The 16,919-nt window shown below is 39.8% G+C and carries 11 protein-coding genes; 6 read left to right on the plus strand and 5 right to left on the minus strand.

Translation table 11 applies throughout. The features are described from left to right. Positions 1 to 90 precede the first annotated feature (90 nt). The 4 genes from WAE64_RS23705 to WAE64_RS23720 all read left to right on the plus strand — a co-directional run bounded on the left by WAE64_RS23705 (position 91) and on the right by WAE64_RS23720 (position 8,264). Entirely contained in the window at positions 91 to 1,194 is a 1,104-nt protein-coding gene (locus tag WAE64_RS23705) for a WD40/YVTN/BNR-like repeat-containing protein (RefSeq protein WP_340240511.1), read from the plus strand. 165 nt (positions 1,195 to 1,359) lie between these two features. Continuing rightward, a complete protein-coding gene (locus tag WAE64_RS23710; RefSeq protein WP_340240513.1) occupies positions 1,360 to 2,226 on the plus strand; it encodes a TolB family protein in 867 nt (288 codons plus the stop codon). A gap of 72 nt (positions 2,227 to 2,298) precedes the next feature. Then, positions 2,299 to 5,658: a PAS domain S-box protein gene (locus WAE64_RS23715; protein ID WP_340240515.1), complete on the plus strand. Its 3,360-nt coding sequence runs from the start codon at positions 2,299 to 2,301 to the stop codon at positions 5,656 to 5,658. Between the two features lie 89 nt (positions 5,659 to 5,747). Next, on the plus strand, positions 5,748 to 8,264 hold the full coding sequence (locus tag WAE64_RS23720; RefSeq protein ID WP_340240516.1) for a zinc-dependent metalloprotease: 2,517 nt from the start codon (positions 5,748 to 5,750) through the stop codon (positions 8,262 to 8,264). Between the two features lie 55 nt (positions 8,265 to 8,319). Here WAE64_RS23720 and lysM read toward each other — a convergent pair whose 3' ends face one another. Then, entirely contained in the window at positions 8,320 to 8,778 is a 459-nt protein-coding gene (gene lysM, locus WAE64_RS23725) for a peptidoglycan-binding protein LysM (protein WP_340240517.1), read from the minus strand. Positions 8,779 to 9,168: 390 nt separating this feature from the next. Between lysM and WAE64_RS23730 the strand changes: the two genes are divergently transcribed. Next, a complete protein-coding gene (locus tag WAE64_RS23730) occupies positions 9,169 to 9,696 on the plus strand; it encodes a nuclear transport factor 2 family protein (protein ID WP_340240519.1) in 528 nt (175 codons plus the stop codon). Positions 9,697 to 9,733: 37 nt separating this feature from the next. On the opposite strand, the gene WAE64_RS23735 is transcribed toward WAE64_RS23730, so the two are convergent. The 3 genes from WAE64_RS23735 to WAE64_RS23745 form a co-directional block, all read right to left on the minus strand. Further along, positions 9,734 to 10,810: a DUF922 domain-containing protein gene (locus tag WAE64_RS23735; protein WP_340240521.1), complete on the minus strand. Its 1,077-nt coding sequence runs from the start codon at positions 10,808 to 10,810 to the stop codon at positions 9,734 to 9,736. A 135-nt stretch (positions 10,811 to 10,945) separates the two neighbouring features. Beyond that, positions 10,946 to 13,594 (minus strand): TonB-dependent receptor, encoded by a 2,649-nt coding sequence (locus WAE64_RS23740; RefSeq protein ID WP_340240522.1) that lies wholly within the window; start codon positions 13,592 to 13,594, stop codon positions 10,946 to 10,948. A gap of 32 nt (positions 13,595 to 13,626) precedes the next feature. Continuing rightward, a complete protein-coding gene (locus WAE64_RS23745) occupies positions 13,627 to 14,448 on the minus strand; it encodes a LytR/AlgR family response regulator transcription factor (protein WP_340240524.1) in 822 nt (273 codons plus the stop codon). Positions 14,449 to 14,590: 142 nt separating this feature from the next. Between WAE64_RS23745 and WAE64_RS23750 the strand changes: the two genes are divergently transcribed. Continuing rightward, positions 14,591 to 15,082, plus strand: coding sequence for a lipocalin/fatty-acid binding family protein (locus tag WAE64_RS23750; protein ID WP_340240525.1), 492 nt, complete (start codon positions 14,591 to 14,593; stop codon positions 15,080 to 15,082). A 150-nt stretch (positions 15,083 to 15,232) separates the two neighbouring features. Here WAE64_RS23750 and WAE64_RS23755 read toward each other — a convergent pair. Next, positions 15,233 to 16,919, minus strand: a 1,687-nt coding sequence (locus WAE64_RS23755) for a 3-coathanger stack domain-containing protein (RefSeq protein ID WP_340240526.1), incomplete at its 5' end; no start/stop codon positions are given.

Below are 16,919 nucleotides of genomic sequence, written 5' to 3' on the forward strand. Positions count from 1 at the left end.
TCAAGGATTTTAAGAGAGTAAGCAATAATGTGTATCGCCCCATCTGCTACTTTTCGCTGATTAATATGATTTTACTTTAAATAAAAAAACATGAAAAAATTATTTGTATTTATTCCGGCTACCCTTGTGGTATTATTTCTACTAAATTCTTTTGTGCTGAAAGAAAAGGAAGCAAAAAAGAAATCGATAAAAGAGGTCAAATCATCAGAGATTGCCAACATCATTTTTAAATCTACTGATGGCGGACAAACCTGGCAGGACATTAGTAAAGGGCTGCCTGAAAAATTGCAGAGAGAAGGTGTGTGGAGAGATGGTTTAATTGCAAATGACCATGGGCTCTATTTACGTGCTGGCAATGGAGTTTATCACAGTGAACCAAATTCAACAAACACTTTTTGGACAAAAGAGGTTTTCTCTGGTAAACAACGTAACATTACCCCTGGCAAGAATGGCATATTTGCTTATGATTTCAGAGGTCAGTTTTTACAAAAAATAAACGGAACGAATGATTGGTCACCCATTTACACGAATTTTCAAGAGCAAGCCATACGCTTAGACAAAACGAAAGATTGGATGTACAATAATTATAAAGAGAGACAAGTAACCAATGTTTTTGAAACGGCCGGAGGCACAGTTTTCATCAATGCCAGCAACATTCTTTTTAGATCAACTGACAATGGAAAAACTTGGAAAAAAGTGCATACCGGGGGCGTGGCAATGAAATTGACAGAGTCAAACGGTGTACTCATGGCTACCTACAAAGATGGGATATTAAGATCGACAGATGATGGTCAAAATTGGGATCTCGTGCTTAATGAAGGGGGTGTTGGCATGGCCGTGGAACGAATAGATGGGGGATTTGCTGCTATAGTAAATAACACAGTTACCAAAACAAACACAATACACATTTCAATAGACAATGGAAAAACCTGGAATGCCATAGGTGAAGAACTTCAGCCTTCGTGGACTAGTTTATTCATGAAAAAAGTAGGTTTGATTAAGTCTTCATCTGATATTTTATCTATCAAACAAATGGGTAAATATTTAATATGTGGTCGTACAAATGGTCTATTCTGCTCATCTGACATGGGCAAAACATGGCAACAACTACCAGTTCCTCCTATAGGAAATTTTGGTTTTAATTTATCTGTTTCAGACAACGTAATCTATGTTATACCAAATAAAGGATGTTGAAAAACGCTAAAGATGGTGTCTCAAAAGAAAATGAAGCAAAATATTATTTGGCTCTAAAAACTTTTAAGACACCCTCTTTAAAATCATTTGTCAATAGTAATTAAACAACTTCAATTTTAGTTTCTTAATTTTATAGATAAATTTGGCCTTCATTCATCAATCATTATGACACGAATCCTCGCCTGCCTTTATCTGTTTCTACCATTCATAAGCTTTGCACAAACAGGCTCAGAAATCTATCTGCTTGACATAAGCTTTAAGAATAACAAATTTACCTTATCAAATCCTGTAAATATCACCGAGCATAAGGGTTATGATAATCAGCCTTCGTTTCATCCTGTTTTGCCTTTTGTATATTATGCTTCGGCCAACGACAGCGGGCGAACTGACATTAAGGTTTACGATTATATAAAGCACCGCACCCAACAGATTACCAATACCCCAGAGCGAGAATACTCACCTACCATAACCCCTAACGAATATTATTTTTCATGTATTATTCAGCGAGATAACGGGCAGCAGGATTTAGGACAATACCTGATTGGTGGCGGCCCTGCCAAAGTTTTAATAAAAGACCTGAAAGTGGGCTACCATACATGGATTGATGCCAATAATCTACTGCTATTTGTGCTGGCCGATTCTACTAATAACCTCTATCATTATAACCTTACTACAAAAGAGCGCAGCATTATAGCACCTAAACCCGGGCGCTCGCTACACAAAATTCCGAATCAACAGGCTTTTAGTTTTATAGATAAATCGTCGGCTGACCAATGGATAATTAAGCAGTTTGAGCCTGCGAGCCAAAAAATCAGTCCGATTGTAAACCCCTTAGGTAAATCAGAAGACATAACCTGGACAAGCACCAGCTATATTCTGAGCAGCGATGGCGAAAAACTCTATGCTTATAATCCGCAATCAAGCAAAGAGTGGCAGCTTATTGATACTAGCCACTTACCGATGTTGAAGAAAATAAGCCGTATGGCTGTTAATAAAGATAATAACAAGCTGGCAGTGGTGGTGAGCGAGTAATTGCGTAAATAAGGTTTAAAATCTTCATCTTTATTTGTAGATTTGGCTTTATATTATAACACTACCAGAACGATGACGGTTGAGAAATCACAGGAAGAATTATTGTTTGAGATTGAAAAACTCAAACGTAAGCTCGAAGAAGCAGAACATGCCAATGCCATTGACCAATTACAGGATTTAGTTGATAATACTTCTGAAATTATCATGCTTCTTTCGCTGAATGGTCGGTTTTTGTTTGTCAATAAGGCTTTCAGAGAAGTGATTGGCTATACAAGCGAAGAGTTATCACGCCTTTCTTTACAGGATATTCTACACCCGCAATTTGCCGAAGATATGCTTGACACCTTGCAGAAAATCAAGGAAGACAAGCAAATTATCGATTATCAGACAGTAGTACGAAACAAAGAAGGCAAGCGTGTGTATTTATCAGGCGATATTAGCTGCCGCTTCGAAAATGGCGTTCCTACGGCTTTTCGCTGTTTATTCAGAGATATTACACTACGCCGCCGTGCAGAAAGAGCGCAACAATTATACTATACTATTGCCCAACTTAACCTTAATACACTCAACCTAAAGGATTTCCTGACACAGGTACATCTTGAACTTCAAAAGAAAATACAGGCTAATAATTTCTTTGTAGCACTTTTTGAGCCCGAAGAAGGCACTATTTACTACCCTTATGTGGTAGACGAGTATTACGAAACGAGCGAAAACTTTCTACGCCGCAAACTCGGCAATGGTATCATTGAGTACTCAATGGTACAAAACAAACCGCTTTTTTTATATAAAGAAGACATAGAAAAGCTCTCAGAAACCGAACGACTTACCATGTATGGCTCTTCGTTGCCTGAGGTTATGCTCTGTGTACCTCTGAAAGTTGACACTAATACTACGGGGGTAATCGGCGTACAGTCGTACAGCGACCGTAACAAATTTAATATCCGTGACCTTGAATTGCTTGAGTTCGTTTCGGGGCAGGTAGCGGTGGCTTTGGTTCGGAAGCAAAAAGAAGAAGATTTGCTGAGGCAGACCTCTCGCCTCAATGCCGTTTTTGATAGCAGTTCGCACGTTATCTGGACGGTGAATCTGAAACGTCAGTTAAGCTCTTTTAATAAAAATTATGAAGAAGTAATTAAGACAAACCTTGGTTTTCCGCCAGAAATCAATTCAAGTACCGAGAAAATCGGCTGGCGATTGATAGCCCCGGAAGACCGCCCAGTATTACGTGATAAATATAACGAAGCCTTTAAAGGACACCCCCAATACTTTGAAATGCACTGGGGCAAAATAGATGGTGGCGACGATTGGTATGAGTTTTATCTGAACCCTATTCTTTCTTCATCAAGCGGGCAAATTGAGGAAGTTTCAGGCATTGCTCAGAACATTACCGAGAAGAAAAACTCAACTATTACGCTACAGAAAAGTGAGCAGAAGTTCCGTGATACCATTGAGTCGTTCATTGATATTTATTATCGAACCGATCTGGCCGGAAACATCAGCATGATTTCGCCATCGGTCTTGACGCATACAGGCTATAGTGTTGAGGAGGTAATGGGCAATAAGGTTGATAAATTCTTTGAAAATGCCATTGATAGTTCAAAAAATATCAAGGCGCTTTTAAAATCTGGCAGTATTACCAATTTTGAGGTAGTAGTAAAACGCAAAGACGGAGAATTGAGGCAGTTTATGCTCAATATCCGAATGATAAAAGACGCTAAGGGGATTCCGATTGAGGTTGAGGGGGTAGCACGTGATATTTCGGAATTGAAAAGTGCCAACGAAGACTTATTGATTGCCAAAGACGAAGCCGAACGCTCGCTGAAAGTAAAAGAACGCTTCCTGGCAAATATGAGCCACGAGATTCGCACGCCTATGAATGGCGTGATTGGCATGATTGACCTGATGTATGAAACTCCGCTGAACCCTGAGCAAAGAGACTATGTACAAACCATTAAGAAATCATCCGAAACGTTGCTTACGATTCTGAATGATATTCTTGACTTGTCGAAAATAGAAGCAGGTAAGATGGATTTACATAATGCTCCGCTTGACATCAGAGAATTACTGGAACGACTGGTAGCTTTGTTCCGCCAGCGTGCCATCGAAAAAGATAATACGCTTACTTGCTATGTAGCCGACGATGTGCCTGCATATCTGATAGCCGACCAGACACGCCTCTTACAGATTTTCTCTAATCTTACCTCAAATGCTTTAAAGTTTACTGAAAATGGCAATGTATTGGTTTCATTATCGAAAGTATCGTCTAACGGAAAAATACATGTACTGAAAGGAGAAATAAAAGACTCAGGAATTGGTATTTCGGAAGAAGACCAGAAACTTTTATTCGGAGCCTTTCAACAGGTAGATAATTCTACCAAAAAATCATTTGGGGGAACAGGCCTGGGGCTTGCCATTTCAAGAGAACTATGCCGCTTAATGAAAGGCGACATGGGCGTAATTTCTAACGAAGGCAAGGGTAGCACCTTCTGGTTTACGATTGAAGTCCGTTCAACCAGCATCAGCCCTAGCGTATCTGATGCCAATGATGGAGAAATACAGCTCACTAATTTCTTCAGCAATTACAAGCCTAAAATTTTGTTGGTTGACGATAACCAGGTAAACAGGAAAGTAGCTTCAGAAATATTACAAAAATCAGGCTGCAAGGTAACAACTGCCGAAAGTGGCGCTAAAGCAATAGAGATTTTTGGGAATGATTCGTCTTTCGACCTCGTATTTATGGATATTCAAATGCCCGAAATGGATGGTATTGAAACCACTAAAAGAATGCGAACACTTTATGGTTCGTCTTTACCAAAGATAGTAGCCATGACAGCCTACTCAATGCAGCACGACCGTGAGCGTTTTCTGAGTGAAGGTATGGACGACTACGTGCCAAAGCCAATCAGAGCGGCGGTACTTGTACAGAAGGTTAATGAGTTAGTGAAAACTGAAGACCGTGTTGAAAATACTGAGCCAATTACCAGCGTTGCAGAAGAAAAACAACAAACTAATGAAGCCCCTACTATAAGGCCACAAGAAAATTTATCTGTTAATACTAATCAAGGCACAATAGCCGACTTTAATATACCTGCCGATATGCCAATGTTTGACATGGAAGTGGTGAACCAACTGAAAGAAATGGTAGGCGACGAAATGCTCCTGACAGTATTTGAAGACTTTGAACAAGAGGCAGAAGAACAAATAAAAAATACCAAAGAGGCATACCCCGATAATGTAAAAACCATACAAAGCGAATTGCATACTTTGAAGGGGAATTCGGGTACTATTGGTTTATCACGCATTCACGAAATCACTAAAAATCTGGAAGTGCCATCAAAAACGGGAGATTTGACGCATTTTGTCGAAAAAATGATAATCTTAGAAGAAGAATTTGCTAAATTTCGGGGTCAATATCGTCACATGTTAACCTAGCCCATTACCCAAAGTATTATAATCAATAGTTTTTAAAATTATTGATGAGTGAATATATAAGAATGAAAACCCTTCGGTCAATTATAATTTTGCTACTTTTATTAGGGCAAGGTGAAAATCTTTTCGCCCAATGGAACTGTGGCATGCCTACACCAAGCGAGCAACAAAGAAAGTCATTATTAACACAGTATCAGCAGTTTATTCAGCAAAAATCTTCCGGCAAAGTCCGTCTTACCAATTATAGAGTAGCTGTAAAAATAAACATTATCTCGGGTGTTAACACACCTGCCGCTGCTATTCTGAACGAGACCGATATAAGAGAAATCATTGCTCATGCCAATACTTATCTACAGAATATCAACGTAGAGTTGTATCTGCTTAATAATCAGGTATATTCTATTAAAGAAGATAAATACTTTGAGTTCAAGATAAATGATGAACCTGAGCTTCGCAGAAAATATGATGTGCAAAACGCCATTAATATCTATTTTGCCAAAAACATAAGCCTTAACGACTTAACCATATTGGGCGGCTACGCCACGTTGCCTAGTCTTTCAGCTAATAGTAACCGGGTATTTTATTCTTACTTTGAGCATTCAGAAAGCGATCTGCAAAACCTTAAAAACAAAACCTTTCTGCACGAATTAGGGCATTATTTTGGCCTTTTGCACACTTTTCAAGACAGCAACAGCCCTGATGTATCACAAAGGGAATTAGTAACCCGTGGAACGGGCTCAAATTGTAACTTAATGGGCGACCAGCTATGTGATACCCCTGCCGACCCTTTTGAAAGACTTCCACTTTCCTCTGCCTTTAAATGTACTGATATATCTCCTACTGAAATTGTTGATGCCAATGGCGAAAGATTCTCGCCCCCAGCCAATAATATTATGGCATATTATCAGGGTTGTGGCAATGTTTTTACCGAGCAACAATACCTTAAAATGCAGGCTTCGTTTTCTATACGTTTCTCGCCTTCGGCCGAGTACGAAATAGCAGGACAAGGGACAGCTAATTTTGTTTCTATCAAAAACCTTAACAAGTCTGTGTATTGTGTAGGCGACTCGGTGCAAATCAGTTATGGACTTGATGGGCAGTTTGAAGATAACAACCAGATTTATGTTGAGTTGTCAGATAATTCAGGCAAAAACTATAGCCTTATTGAATCAATACGTCGTGGTAGCAGGGTGATAATCAAGCTTCCGTATGATTTACCCGCAGGCGAAAATTACCGTGTCAGGTTAAATACAACCAGACCCGAGACATTCAGCCCCGTTAGCGAAAACTTTACCATTCGTAGTTTTCCTACCGCTGCTATTAGTAGCAGCCAGACGGCTATCAACGCAGGAGAAACAGTTAATTTAACGGTTAGTTTAAATGGGAGTGGCCCATGGTCGTTCGATTTATCAGATGGTACGTCTGTTGTAGATACTCGCCAGAACACCCATAATTTTAGTAAAACCCTTAACGTTACTACAGTTTTTGCGGTTTCGTCGGTACAGAATATTTGCGGAGTAGGCGCCAAAACCGATGGCGTATTGATTAATGTAGCACAACCTCAAATTAGTGCTGCGGGCTTAGCAACAACAACCATTTGCCAGGGGCAAACAGTGAGGCTTTCAATAAACGTTGCAGGTTCTCTATCTTTCGATACGCCATTGGTTATTCAGATCTCTGACGCCACAGGGCAGAACTATGTAGATTTACCAACACAGGTTTCATTATTTAATATTTCTGCACAGATTCCAAGTGATTTCAGTACGGGAACAGGCTACAGGTTAAGAGTTATTGCACGAAACTCATCGTTATTTAGTGCGGCCATAGGCCCCCTAACCATTGTTTCCCCGCCTACCCCACCTATTGTTAATCCAGAACTTAATCTATGCCAGTATGTTACTGCCGAGGGCTTAAAAGCCTCTGGCACTAACATAAAATGGTATTTGGAAGAATATGATTTAAGGTCTTATGAGACTCTTATTCCGCTTACTTCGCAACAGGGGGCATTTAAGTATTATGCCACACAAACCGACAATTTTGGCTGCGAAAGCAATAAAGCCCGAATAGACGTAAACGTGCGGGCGTCTCCGACAGCTACTCTTAGTGGCGATAATACAATTTTACTAGGCGATAGCACCTCATTAAATGTAAATATTACCGGAGGTTTCCCTGCTTCTATAACTTTATCTGATGGAAAGATTTTTAATATTGTTACTAATCCGTTTCGGTTAAGAGTAAAACCTGTTCAAACCACTACCTATATGCTCACCGAAGTAAAAAACACTTGCGGTACAGGTTCGGTAACTGGTAGTGCCCGTATAATTATATTAGAGCCATTGGCAACAGAAGAAGTAGTGCAAGACGACGTAAGGATATTCCCTAATCCGGCTAGTGAGCAACTAAGCGTTGAATTCCTTTCGCCTCAGCCTACAACCCCAGTGATTTCTTTAATAGATTTAACGGGTAAAGTTTTACAGAAAAATACCTTAAAGGTAAGCGAAGGGCAGCAGGAACTGATAGATTTAAAGCCTTATGCAAGCGGTACTTATATTCTGCAAATTCAATTAGGAGAAAAACGTATTAAGCGAAAGCTTATGATTAATAAGTAGGCAAAGATAATATTGTAATAAAAAAGAAGCCCTCTTTCGAGGGCTTCGGCGTATATTAAAGAGCTGGAATTCTAAGTACCTGGCCCGGATAGATTTTATCTGGGTGAGTAAGCATTGGCTTGTTTGCTTCAAAAATAACTGGATATTTCATCATATCACCATAATATGTTTTAGCGATTTTAGATAGAGTATCGCCTTTTTCTACAGTATGGAATTGTGCCTCTGGTTCAGGAGCTGTTACTGTCAACTGATTGTCAACAACATGTACTCCTTCAACATTACCAACTGCCAGGGCAATTTTTTCAGAATCTTCTTGTTTGTCTACATCACCGATTAGGGTTACTGTATCGCCCGAAGTTTTAATAGTTAATGTATTGAAAGCCAATCCAAGTTTTTGAACGTGAGCTAAAAGAACACTTGCTTTAAGTTCTTCTTTTTTCTCAACAGGTGCTGCTTCTTCTTTGCTACCGAAAAGTTTTTCACCTACTCCTTTGAAAAATGACATTAGTCCCATCTTCGTGATTGTTTTTTGTTAATGATTAAATAAATAATAAGTACTGCAAATGTATTAAAAACTTAATTTCGAGAATGAAAAATGCAATAATTATTTGACTATCAACAAATTTTGATTCTGTTACCCATCTACAGTCGGTTTTTAGACGTAGCTCTGCAATAAAGTAACACAAATACTTATTTTATTTTTGTTACTATTGCCTAAAACACCCACAGTTTAACCGAACTATAAATTTTATTGAATTTAGTACTTAACTCCGAACTCACAAAATAATACCGAATAATTAATATTAAAAAAAGATTAAGTATTTAACTAATAATGCAAAAAAAAGTTGCAATACTCCCATAATAATTTCGTTAATTTGAGAGGAAGATTAAAACAATTATACCGATGAAATGTAACCAACTATTACTCGCATTTATACTATTACTTGGCTTTTCTGTGAAAGTCAGTGCACAATCAGACGACGATGCCATCAAAACAGCTTTAATGAATTATCTTGATGGTGGCGCAGTAGGCGACTCTGCAAAACTCAACCGTGCGTTTCACCCTGCAGCCAACTTGCGCAGTTTGTCTAATGGCCGAATTACCGAGATTCCGGTAAAGAAATTCATTGCATCGGTACCGGCCGGAGGTGCTAAATGGAAGAGTAATATTGTTAGCTACAGCTATGCCGGAACAGCCGGAACTGCTGTAACTGAAGAAGAATTTGATACTTTTAAATATGTAGATTTTCTGAATCTATTAAAAATAAACGGAGAGTGGAAAATCGTAAGCCGTGTTTTCTCAAAGGTTGACAAAGGCACATTGGTTGCGGCCAATGGCGTTGCAGCCACTCCGGTAAGCACAGCCAAAGCAGGCACGCCTACAAGTAAAAAACCTGCCGCTAAACCAAAGCCATCAGACGATGGTTGGTGATAAAAAAAGGGCCTTCCGTTTGGAAAAGGCCCTTTTTTTATCCTAATACTTCATTCAACCACATCTTTATTTTCTGTGCCCATTCTGCCTGTTTAAATGTATCTAGGCTATGGCGTGTTTCGTCGTCATACTCCTTTTGTAATCGGTTCATTTCTTTGTACGACTCCAGATATTCATACTGAATCATGCTATTCAGGTCTTCTATGCTTTCGGCATGCATGGCCTTTACTTTTCTCTTGAAACGCTCTACTACCAATTTGGTAATATCAAAGTGTAATTGCTCATGTGCAAGAGAATAATCGTTTTTGGCACTCTCATTAGCCCACGACATACCTCTTACCATATAGGTTCTGGTTTCAACAAAAGCCTGAATGATGCCTTTTGATACTTTAAAGGAAGATTGATAACCAAAATTACTAAAGATAGCTGCCCCATATTTGCTGAATCCCGAAGGCCTACCTCTGAAATCACCCCAGTGCACCTTGCGGGTTTCGTAATAGATAGTATCAGTATCATTGCGCTTGTAGTCGGGTTGTATAATTATCTCAACACCTTTGTTCAGCGCTTCGTGTTTTTCGTTGTTCAGCTCCATCCAATCAGCAAAGTAGCCGAGTGTCTGTACAATTAATTGGTGTAGCACCGACTCATAATTATTCATATTCGGATTTGCTCCTCCCGAACGCCTATAGTCCATGTACACATCAGACGTAACAAGCGAAACGGTATCGTTTTTGCCGATTCTTTCAAAACTAACACTCAAGGCCATCTTACCACTTACACCACTTTGTGCTCTCGTTTCGGCTACGCTCAGTCTTGTTATGTGGTATAAAATCGGGACGGTGTTAACATCTTTTGCCAGGTTTTTAGCAATAAAACTCTGTATGCCGGTCTTTACGCCACCTGCTATGCCAATAGGGTCTTTTTCGTTAAAAGCACTAATAATAGTACCAATACCATTTTTACTAGGCCGCCCGTCTTTTATATCGGCAATATGATACCCAACGGGCTTAATATCAACCCGTGAATCTTTTAAGGTAATTAGATGCTGAGCACGCAGTGTTGGCATAAAAGCCCAGCAAAATACCAATATAGCTAGCTTGACAGTTTTTTGCATCGATGCTATGGTCTCTTATCAAATTTGCAAAAAAAAGAGCAGTTCTACTAATCATTCAGACTTACATTATCGCTCTTAAACAAGAAATCTGCATAGCGGCACAGAGCCTCTATGCAGATTTCTAGATATAAACGATTAATTTTTGTTTTTATTGAAATTGAGGTCGCACATAATTCCGGCATATATGATGCGGGTAATTGGTGCCGAACCATACACACTAATAGCATTGGCATTTGTCAGGTTTGTACCGCCTAACTTAATAGTGCTTTTAAGGTCTTTAATATAGTAATTCAATTGCGCATCTAAAGTACCAAAAGCTTTGATTTCACCTTCGTCGAAAGGCATAAAGTACATATAAGTGCTATTCCAACGATAATTAACCGAGTACGAAAAGTTTTTTGTAATCAATCCATTAGCTCCCAGGTTAAACTTATGTTCAGGCGTATTAAACCCAGCTATCAGGTCTTTAATATCTGAAATCTTGGCCCACGTATAATTACCATAGACACTCAATTTTTTGTTCAGACGGTAATCAAGGCTAATAAATGCGCCTTGTGTAGTAACAGGTTTATCAAAATTGGCCCATGTCTGAATAAAACGACCACGGGTGCGGTCTGGAGCAGTTTTTGCCCAGTCTCCTGTTTTTTGTTGGTAATCTCCCTCCGGCATTTTTCCATCTTCTCGTCCTTGAAAGCGCACAATGCCTATAAAACCATTATAAAGGCTGCGGTAATAGCTCAGATCTATTTGTAAATCTTTAGTCAACAAGCCTTTGTAGCCTATCTCCCAGCTATTCATTTTTTCGGGTGCGAGTTTTTTTACTTCATAAGGCTTTGTGTCTGCTGAGTTAAGTCCTTTAAAGCCATTTTCAACGTTACCAATAAGCAATATACTGCCGTAGTCTAAATAGATGTATTGGTCTAGCTGTGCCGGAGCTCTGAAAGCAGTGGCAAAATTGGCTCTGAAATTATGACGACCCACCGAATACACTGCCGAGATACGTGGCGAAAATTTGGCATCAAAATTCTGGAATAAATCTACTCTACCGGCAGCGGCAAGTGTAAGTTTATCATCTAAAAGTTTTTGTTGTATTTGCCCATACACACCTGACTCCCAGTTAACAATCCCACTTCTTTTTTCTCCGGTTAGTGGCGAAAAATTACCATCAGCCAACAGCGTTCCGTTCGATTTCAGAAGGTAAGTGCGGTAAGCACCACCCACTACAATATCGGTAGAAGCAAATTTAAACTCACGTTGTGCTGAAAAATCGGTATAGCGTGCAGTATTGGCAAAAGCCGCTCCTTTTACGGTTGAGCCATTGATAACCAAGTCGCCTATTCCGTTGGCTACTTTCTGCGTTACTTGGTCGAATAAAGGTATTGAAGAACTTGAAGTTGCTGGGCTTAACTGTAGATGCTGTGTCAGGTTAAAGGCTAGCTTAGCGGCATCATCAATAGATTGCCCTCCTTGAATGGCAGGTATTGAAAAAGCGCCGGGCGTTCCGCCATTTACACCATCGGGTACGTAAACGCCTGCAAGTGCACCGCCACTAAAACCATTGCCACGGGCTGCTGCAAATATCTGGTTCCATGCATTGAAATAATTGCCAGCAATAGTTGGGTACAGTCCGTTTTTAGGGTCAGTCATGCGTATGTTTTGCAAGGCATTGGCTACCCCTCCTACTTCATAGGCTTTTCCGCCGTAGTCGAACATCGAGTAGGCACGAATAAACCAGCGTTTGTTCTTTATCTCAAACTTGTGCAAATCGTATTGCATTTCTCGCCACGCAAAACGGCTGGTACTTTGAAAAATACCATTGCCCAGCGACCAGCGATATTCGTACGAAGCCTGTGTTTGTTCATTAATCTTGAAATGTAAAGATGGATTTAAACGCAAGCTACCTGCCTGAAATGTATTTAGGTTAATAAACGATGTTCCGGCATTTGCACCAATAATATCGGCCTCTTTGAAACCGGGCATATAAATACGGTATGGCTGATTATTGTTGTATTGTGTATATTTTGGGTCAGATACTGTAGAACCAATATCACCAAAATAATTGAGTTTGTTCCAGCCAAACGGCGAGCCATAAGCATTATTTGCGGCATCAGAGCCCGCCAATCCACCTGCGGTTACGGCTTTGATTGCAGCGTCAGACTCACCCATAAACTCTTGCCCCTGCGTAAAATTGGCATTGAGTTTAAAGGCAAAACGCTTAGCAAAAGTCTGCGCATATCTTATTTGTCCGTCTATCAATGCCCTTGAGCCACCTCTTACCGAAACAGCCAAGCCCTGATGTTTGAAAGGGTCTTTTGAATGCATAAGTATAACCCCATTGAAAGCCCCAGAGCCATAAAGGGCCGAGTTGGCACCATAGATGACTTCGATATTATCAATATCTAAATCAGGTGTTCCCATCCAGTTGCCGCCGTATAATGAAGACGTTGGCGACATGAAATCGACATAGTCAGCTAATTGTAGAATACGCTCAGCCTTTGAACTATTGAAGCCTCTTGTGCTTAAACTCGTTACGAACCAGCTCGACTGGCTCACGTCAATACCCTTGTAACGGGCTAAGGAAGAGATCAGTTCTATACCCGGCGATTGTTGCAATTGCATAGCAGACACCTTAGTAACCGATACAGGTGCTTTAAAAATACTTTCTTCGACTCTCGATGCCGACACCACAACTTCATTTAATGCTTTGGCGCTATCGGCGGGGCTTTCTTGCGCCCATGCCATTGGCGAAACCAAGCAAGCAATTAAGTAAAGCTTTCTTTTCATTTTTTCTTTGATTTTATGGTTTTGTTTATTCACTATCCCTCAATCCACTTCTTGAATTGTGCTGCATTTTCCTGACTGATACTTACTTCTGCCTTCGACAAATGCATGAGTTCTAAAGCTATTTTTCCTTTGAAAGAGGGTTTAAAACTCTTGATGGCATCAATGCTTACTATGAATTTTCTGTTTACCCTGAAAAACTGTCGGCTAGGTAGTTCTAACTCCAATTCGCTTAGATTTTTCTCTATCGTATATCTCTCACCGTTTTTATCTATCAGAAAAATCATTCTCGATTCGGTATAGATAAATGCTACCTCGTCTAGCTTAATTACATAGTAGTTGGTGCCTTTTTTAGCGATAAGCCTGTCTTTGCTTGAGGTTTTGTAATAAGCTACCGAATCGTTAGCACTTAGGCTGACCAGAAAATGCTTTTTGAGTGTCTCGTACTTATCTAATACCCTGATTATCTCCATTTTCTCGACAGGCTTCCTTAGGTAGTCAATGGCATTAAAAGGCATTGCCTGTAACCAGTATTTATCATAGGCCGACATAAACACGATAGGAAATGCCACATTGGCTTCCCGAAAGATTTCAAAACACAAGCCGTCTGCCAGTTCTATCTCAAAAAAGCCCAGACTTATATTCCCGTTCATAGCCAGATACGCCAAAGTATCTTGTACACTTCGGCAATGAATAAATTCAGACATCGGATAATACTCGGCCAATACTTCTGCTATCAGCTTAAAACTATCTTCTGTTTTTTCTACAATCAGAATATTCATTGGCAATTTCGGGGTCGAGATTTCCGCTTTCAGGTTAAATATCTCGGTTTTGGCGAAAAAAAATTTGCGTGACAAAATTACAGAGAACAAATTAGAATAACGCTAAAGCGGCTATTTTGCTCATTATTTGGCAATATTCTCTGTTTATGGTACAGATAAAACTATCTTTATACGCTTCTGTTTTCTGCCCACCAAACATCTAAACACAAATATTGTTATGTTAGAGTCATTAATCGATTTATTTATGCAAAGCATCTTCACAACTTTAGTAGGTACATGGTTTATCTGTTACAGCAATTTCCCGATGTGGTTGAAGGGCGACAAGACCGAGCCGACATTTAATTATACAATTACCACCCGAAAAGGCGAAAAAGTATTACTTGATGAAGTAAAGTATCTAAAAAAAGGCAAACCCAAAACCATTACAGGCTATGATTATCAGGACGAAAAAGACAGTACTGCCTTCACCTGGCGTGGAAAGGGTATTCTTGGCGTATTAAAAAGTGAATGGCGGGTAGCTTTGCTAGACCCCAAAGGCGAATGGGCAGTAATAGCTTTCTCAAAAACCTTGTTTACACCCGCAGGTATAGATATAATCGGCCGAAAACCAGATATTTCAGAAAGTACATTGATTGAGATTAAGAACTTAATGGCGAAAGATGAGGAGTTGAGGGGGTATTTGGGTAGTATAAAGCGAATAGATAAGTAGTTCATAAAAGCATAGGTACTTATAAACTAGCAAAAGAATCTGGTAGTCTTTACCTTTCAATTATATAGAGCTAAAGCCTAGCAATATAAATTTGCTAAGCTTTAGCTTTTTAAGTTTTGTGTTAGCTTAGAACAGAGTTCTTACGCTTTATTAATTACTACACCCTTGAATCTGTGCTTTAAAGACACTACCGCCTCTTACCTCAAATCCTGGATTGAGTAGGATTGATTTGCCTGCATTATAAGTTACATTGGCCGGGGCTGTAATTCGGTTGCCTGCAACAATCTGCATTGATGCTTGCTCAGTAACTGTCCCTGTGCTAACATTTGTTGTCAGATTCTTGATTGCAGGTGTAACAGATAAATACTGCATAGTTGGATTACTAGCCACCACCTGATTAGATGATGCTACCCGAATCAGGTATTCTCCTGTGGCCGATAAATTCTGTGGTAACTGACAAGTAACTGTTCCGGCCGTTGTAGCTGTTCCGATAATAATCGGATTGGTAAATCCACCTGTTGAATCTGATAACTGAATATTAAACGTATTGCTTGGGTCAAATGCGCCTGTGGTAGCAAATGTTACATCTACTGTATTGCCTGCACAAAGTCGGTTATTCGGAACTGTCGGTGCGTTAATCACTGCCATCGTTCCTACTACAGTGAACGTAGTAGTAATTGGTCCATAAACTGTACCTCCTACCCTGTTATCTTCGGCATAACCTCTTACGGTCAGGGTATAAGTTCCTGGTATAAAATTACGACCATAAACATTATTTGCCAGGTTGTCAAACACCGCATAAGGCTCTACGTTTTGTAAGATAGTCCAGTTAATTTCTGGTCCTGTAATGGTCAAATCTACACTTCCAATTGAAATTGTCGGACAAATCGGCTTAACAACAATAGAAACATGCTCCGGAAGTTGCTGAATAACCATTCCATCTTCTATTGAGAACAGATTCTGATATGGATTGCCTGCTTTTACATATTGCAAATCAACTATTTGTGTACAAGGATCTACTCCACTTACAATTACATTAGTTGTAGCAGTAGCAGTGCAATTTCCGGTAGTAACTGTAAGTGTATAAATACCGCTATTAGTTAATAAAGCATTCGGAATAGTCGGGTTTTGAACAGAGCTACTGAATGAAGCAGGGCCACTCCATGAGTACGAAGTTCCGCCAGAAGCAGTTAATTGGATTGTTTGCCCAATACTATATGGTCCTGTATTTGTTGCTTGGGCTGTCGGTGTATTTATGATTTGTAAACCTGTCACGGCAGTACTTGCTACACTTGTACAATTACCTACTGTACAAGTAGCACTAATACTATAAGTACCTACACTCGATAATGTTAAGGAAGTCCCACTAGAACCATTCGACCAATTAACTGTTCCCGAGCAACCGCTGGTGCTTAATAACAAAGTACCTGGCGCACACACTATTTTTTGAGCTGGAGCTATAATAGTTGGTGCATTCGGAGCCGTATTATTTATACTAACAGAAGTTGTTGCTGTAGCTGTACAATTACTTTCTCCGGTAACAGTAACAGTATAAATGCCCGCAGAAGTGATAGTAGCAGTAGCATTAGTACCTAAATTATTCGACCATACGTAAGTACCACCTCCACTAGCTATTCGGGTAACTGATGCAGTATTACAATCAAGATTTGTAGAACCTGAAATACTTGCACTTGGGTTGTTAGTAATCCTTACACTTGTGGTAGCTGTGGCTGAGGCACAACCACCGCTGGCTGCTATTGTGTAAGTAACTGTGTAAACTCCTGCCGTACTGCTGCTTGGCGTGATTTGACCTGTTGAACTATTGATAGTCAAACCT

It is taken from the genome of Emticicia soli, assembly GCF_037860775.1.
Classification (GTDB): Bacteria; Bacteroidota; Bacteroidia; order Cytophagales; family Spirosomataceae; genus Emticicia; species Emticicia soli.

Coding starts and splice junctions, on each gene's coding strand:
- WAE64_RS23705 (WP_340240511.1), top strand. CDS start 91: ATGAAAAAATTATTTGTATTTATTCCGGCTACCCTTGTGGTATTATTT.
- WAE64_RS23710 (WP_340240513.1), top strand. CDS start 1,360: ATGACACGAATCCTCGCCTGCCTTTATCTGTTTCTACCATTCATAAGC.
- WAE64_RS23715 (WP_340240515.1), top strand. CDS start 2,299: ATGACGGTTGAGAAATCACAGGAAGAATTATTGTTTGAGATTGAAAAA.
- lysM (WP_340240517.1), bottom strand. CDS start 8,778: ATGGGACTAATGTCATTTTTCAAAGGAGTAGGTGAAAAACTTTTCGGT.
- WAE64_RS23730 (WP_340240519.1), top strand. CDS start 9,169: ATGAAATGTAACCAACTATTACTCGCATTTATACTATTACTTGGCTTT.
- WAE64_RS23735 (WP_340240521.1), bottom strand. CDS start 10,810: ATGCAAAAAACTGTCAAGCTAGCTATATTGGTATTTTGCTGGGCTTTT.
- WAE64_RS23740 (WP_340240522.1), bottom strand. CDS start 13,594: ATGAAAAGAAAGCTTTACTTAATTGCTTGCTTGGTTTCGCCAATGGCA.
- WAE64_RS23750 (WP_340240525.1), top strand. CDS start 14,591: ATGTTAGAGTCATTAATCGATTTATTTATGCAAAGCATCTTCACAACT.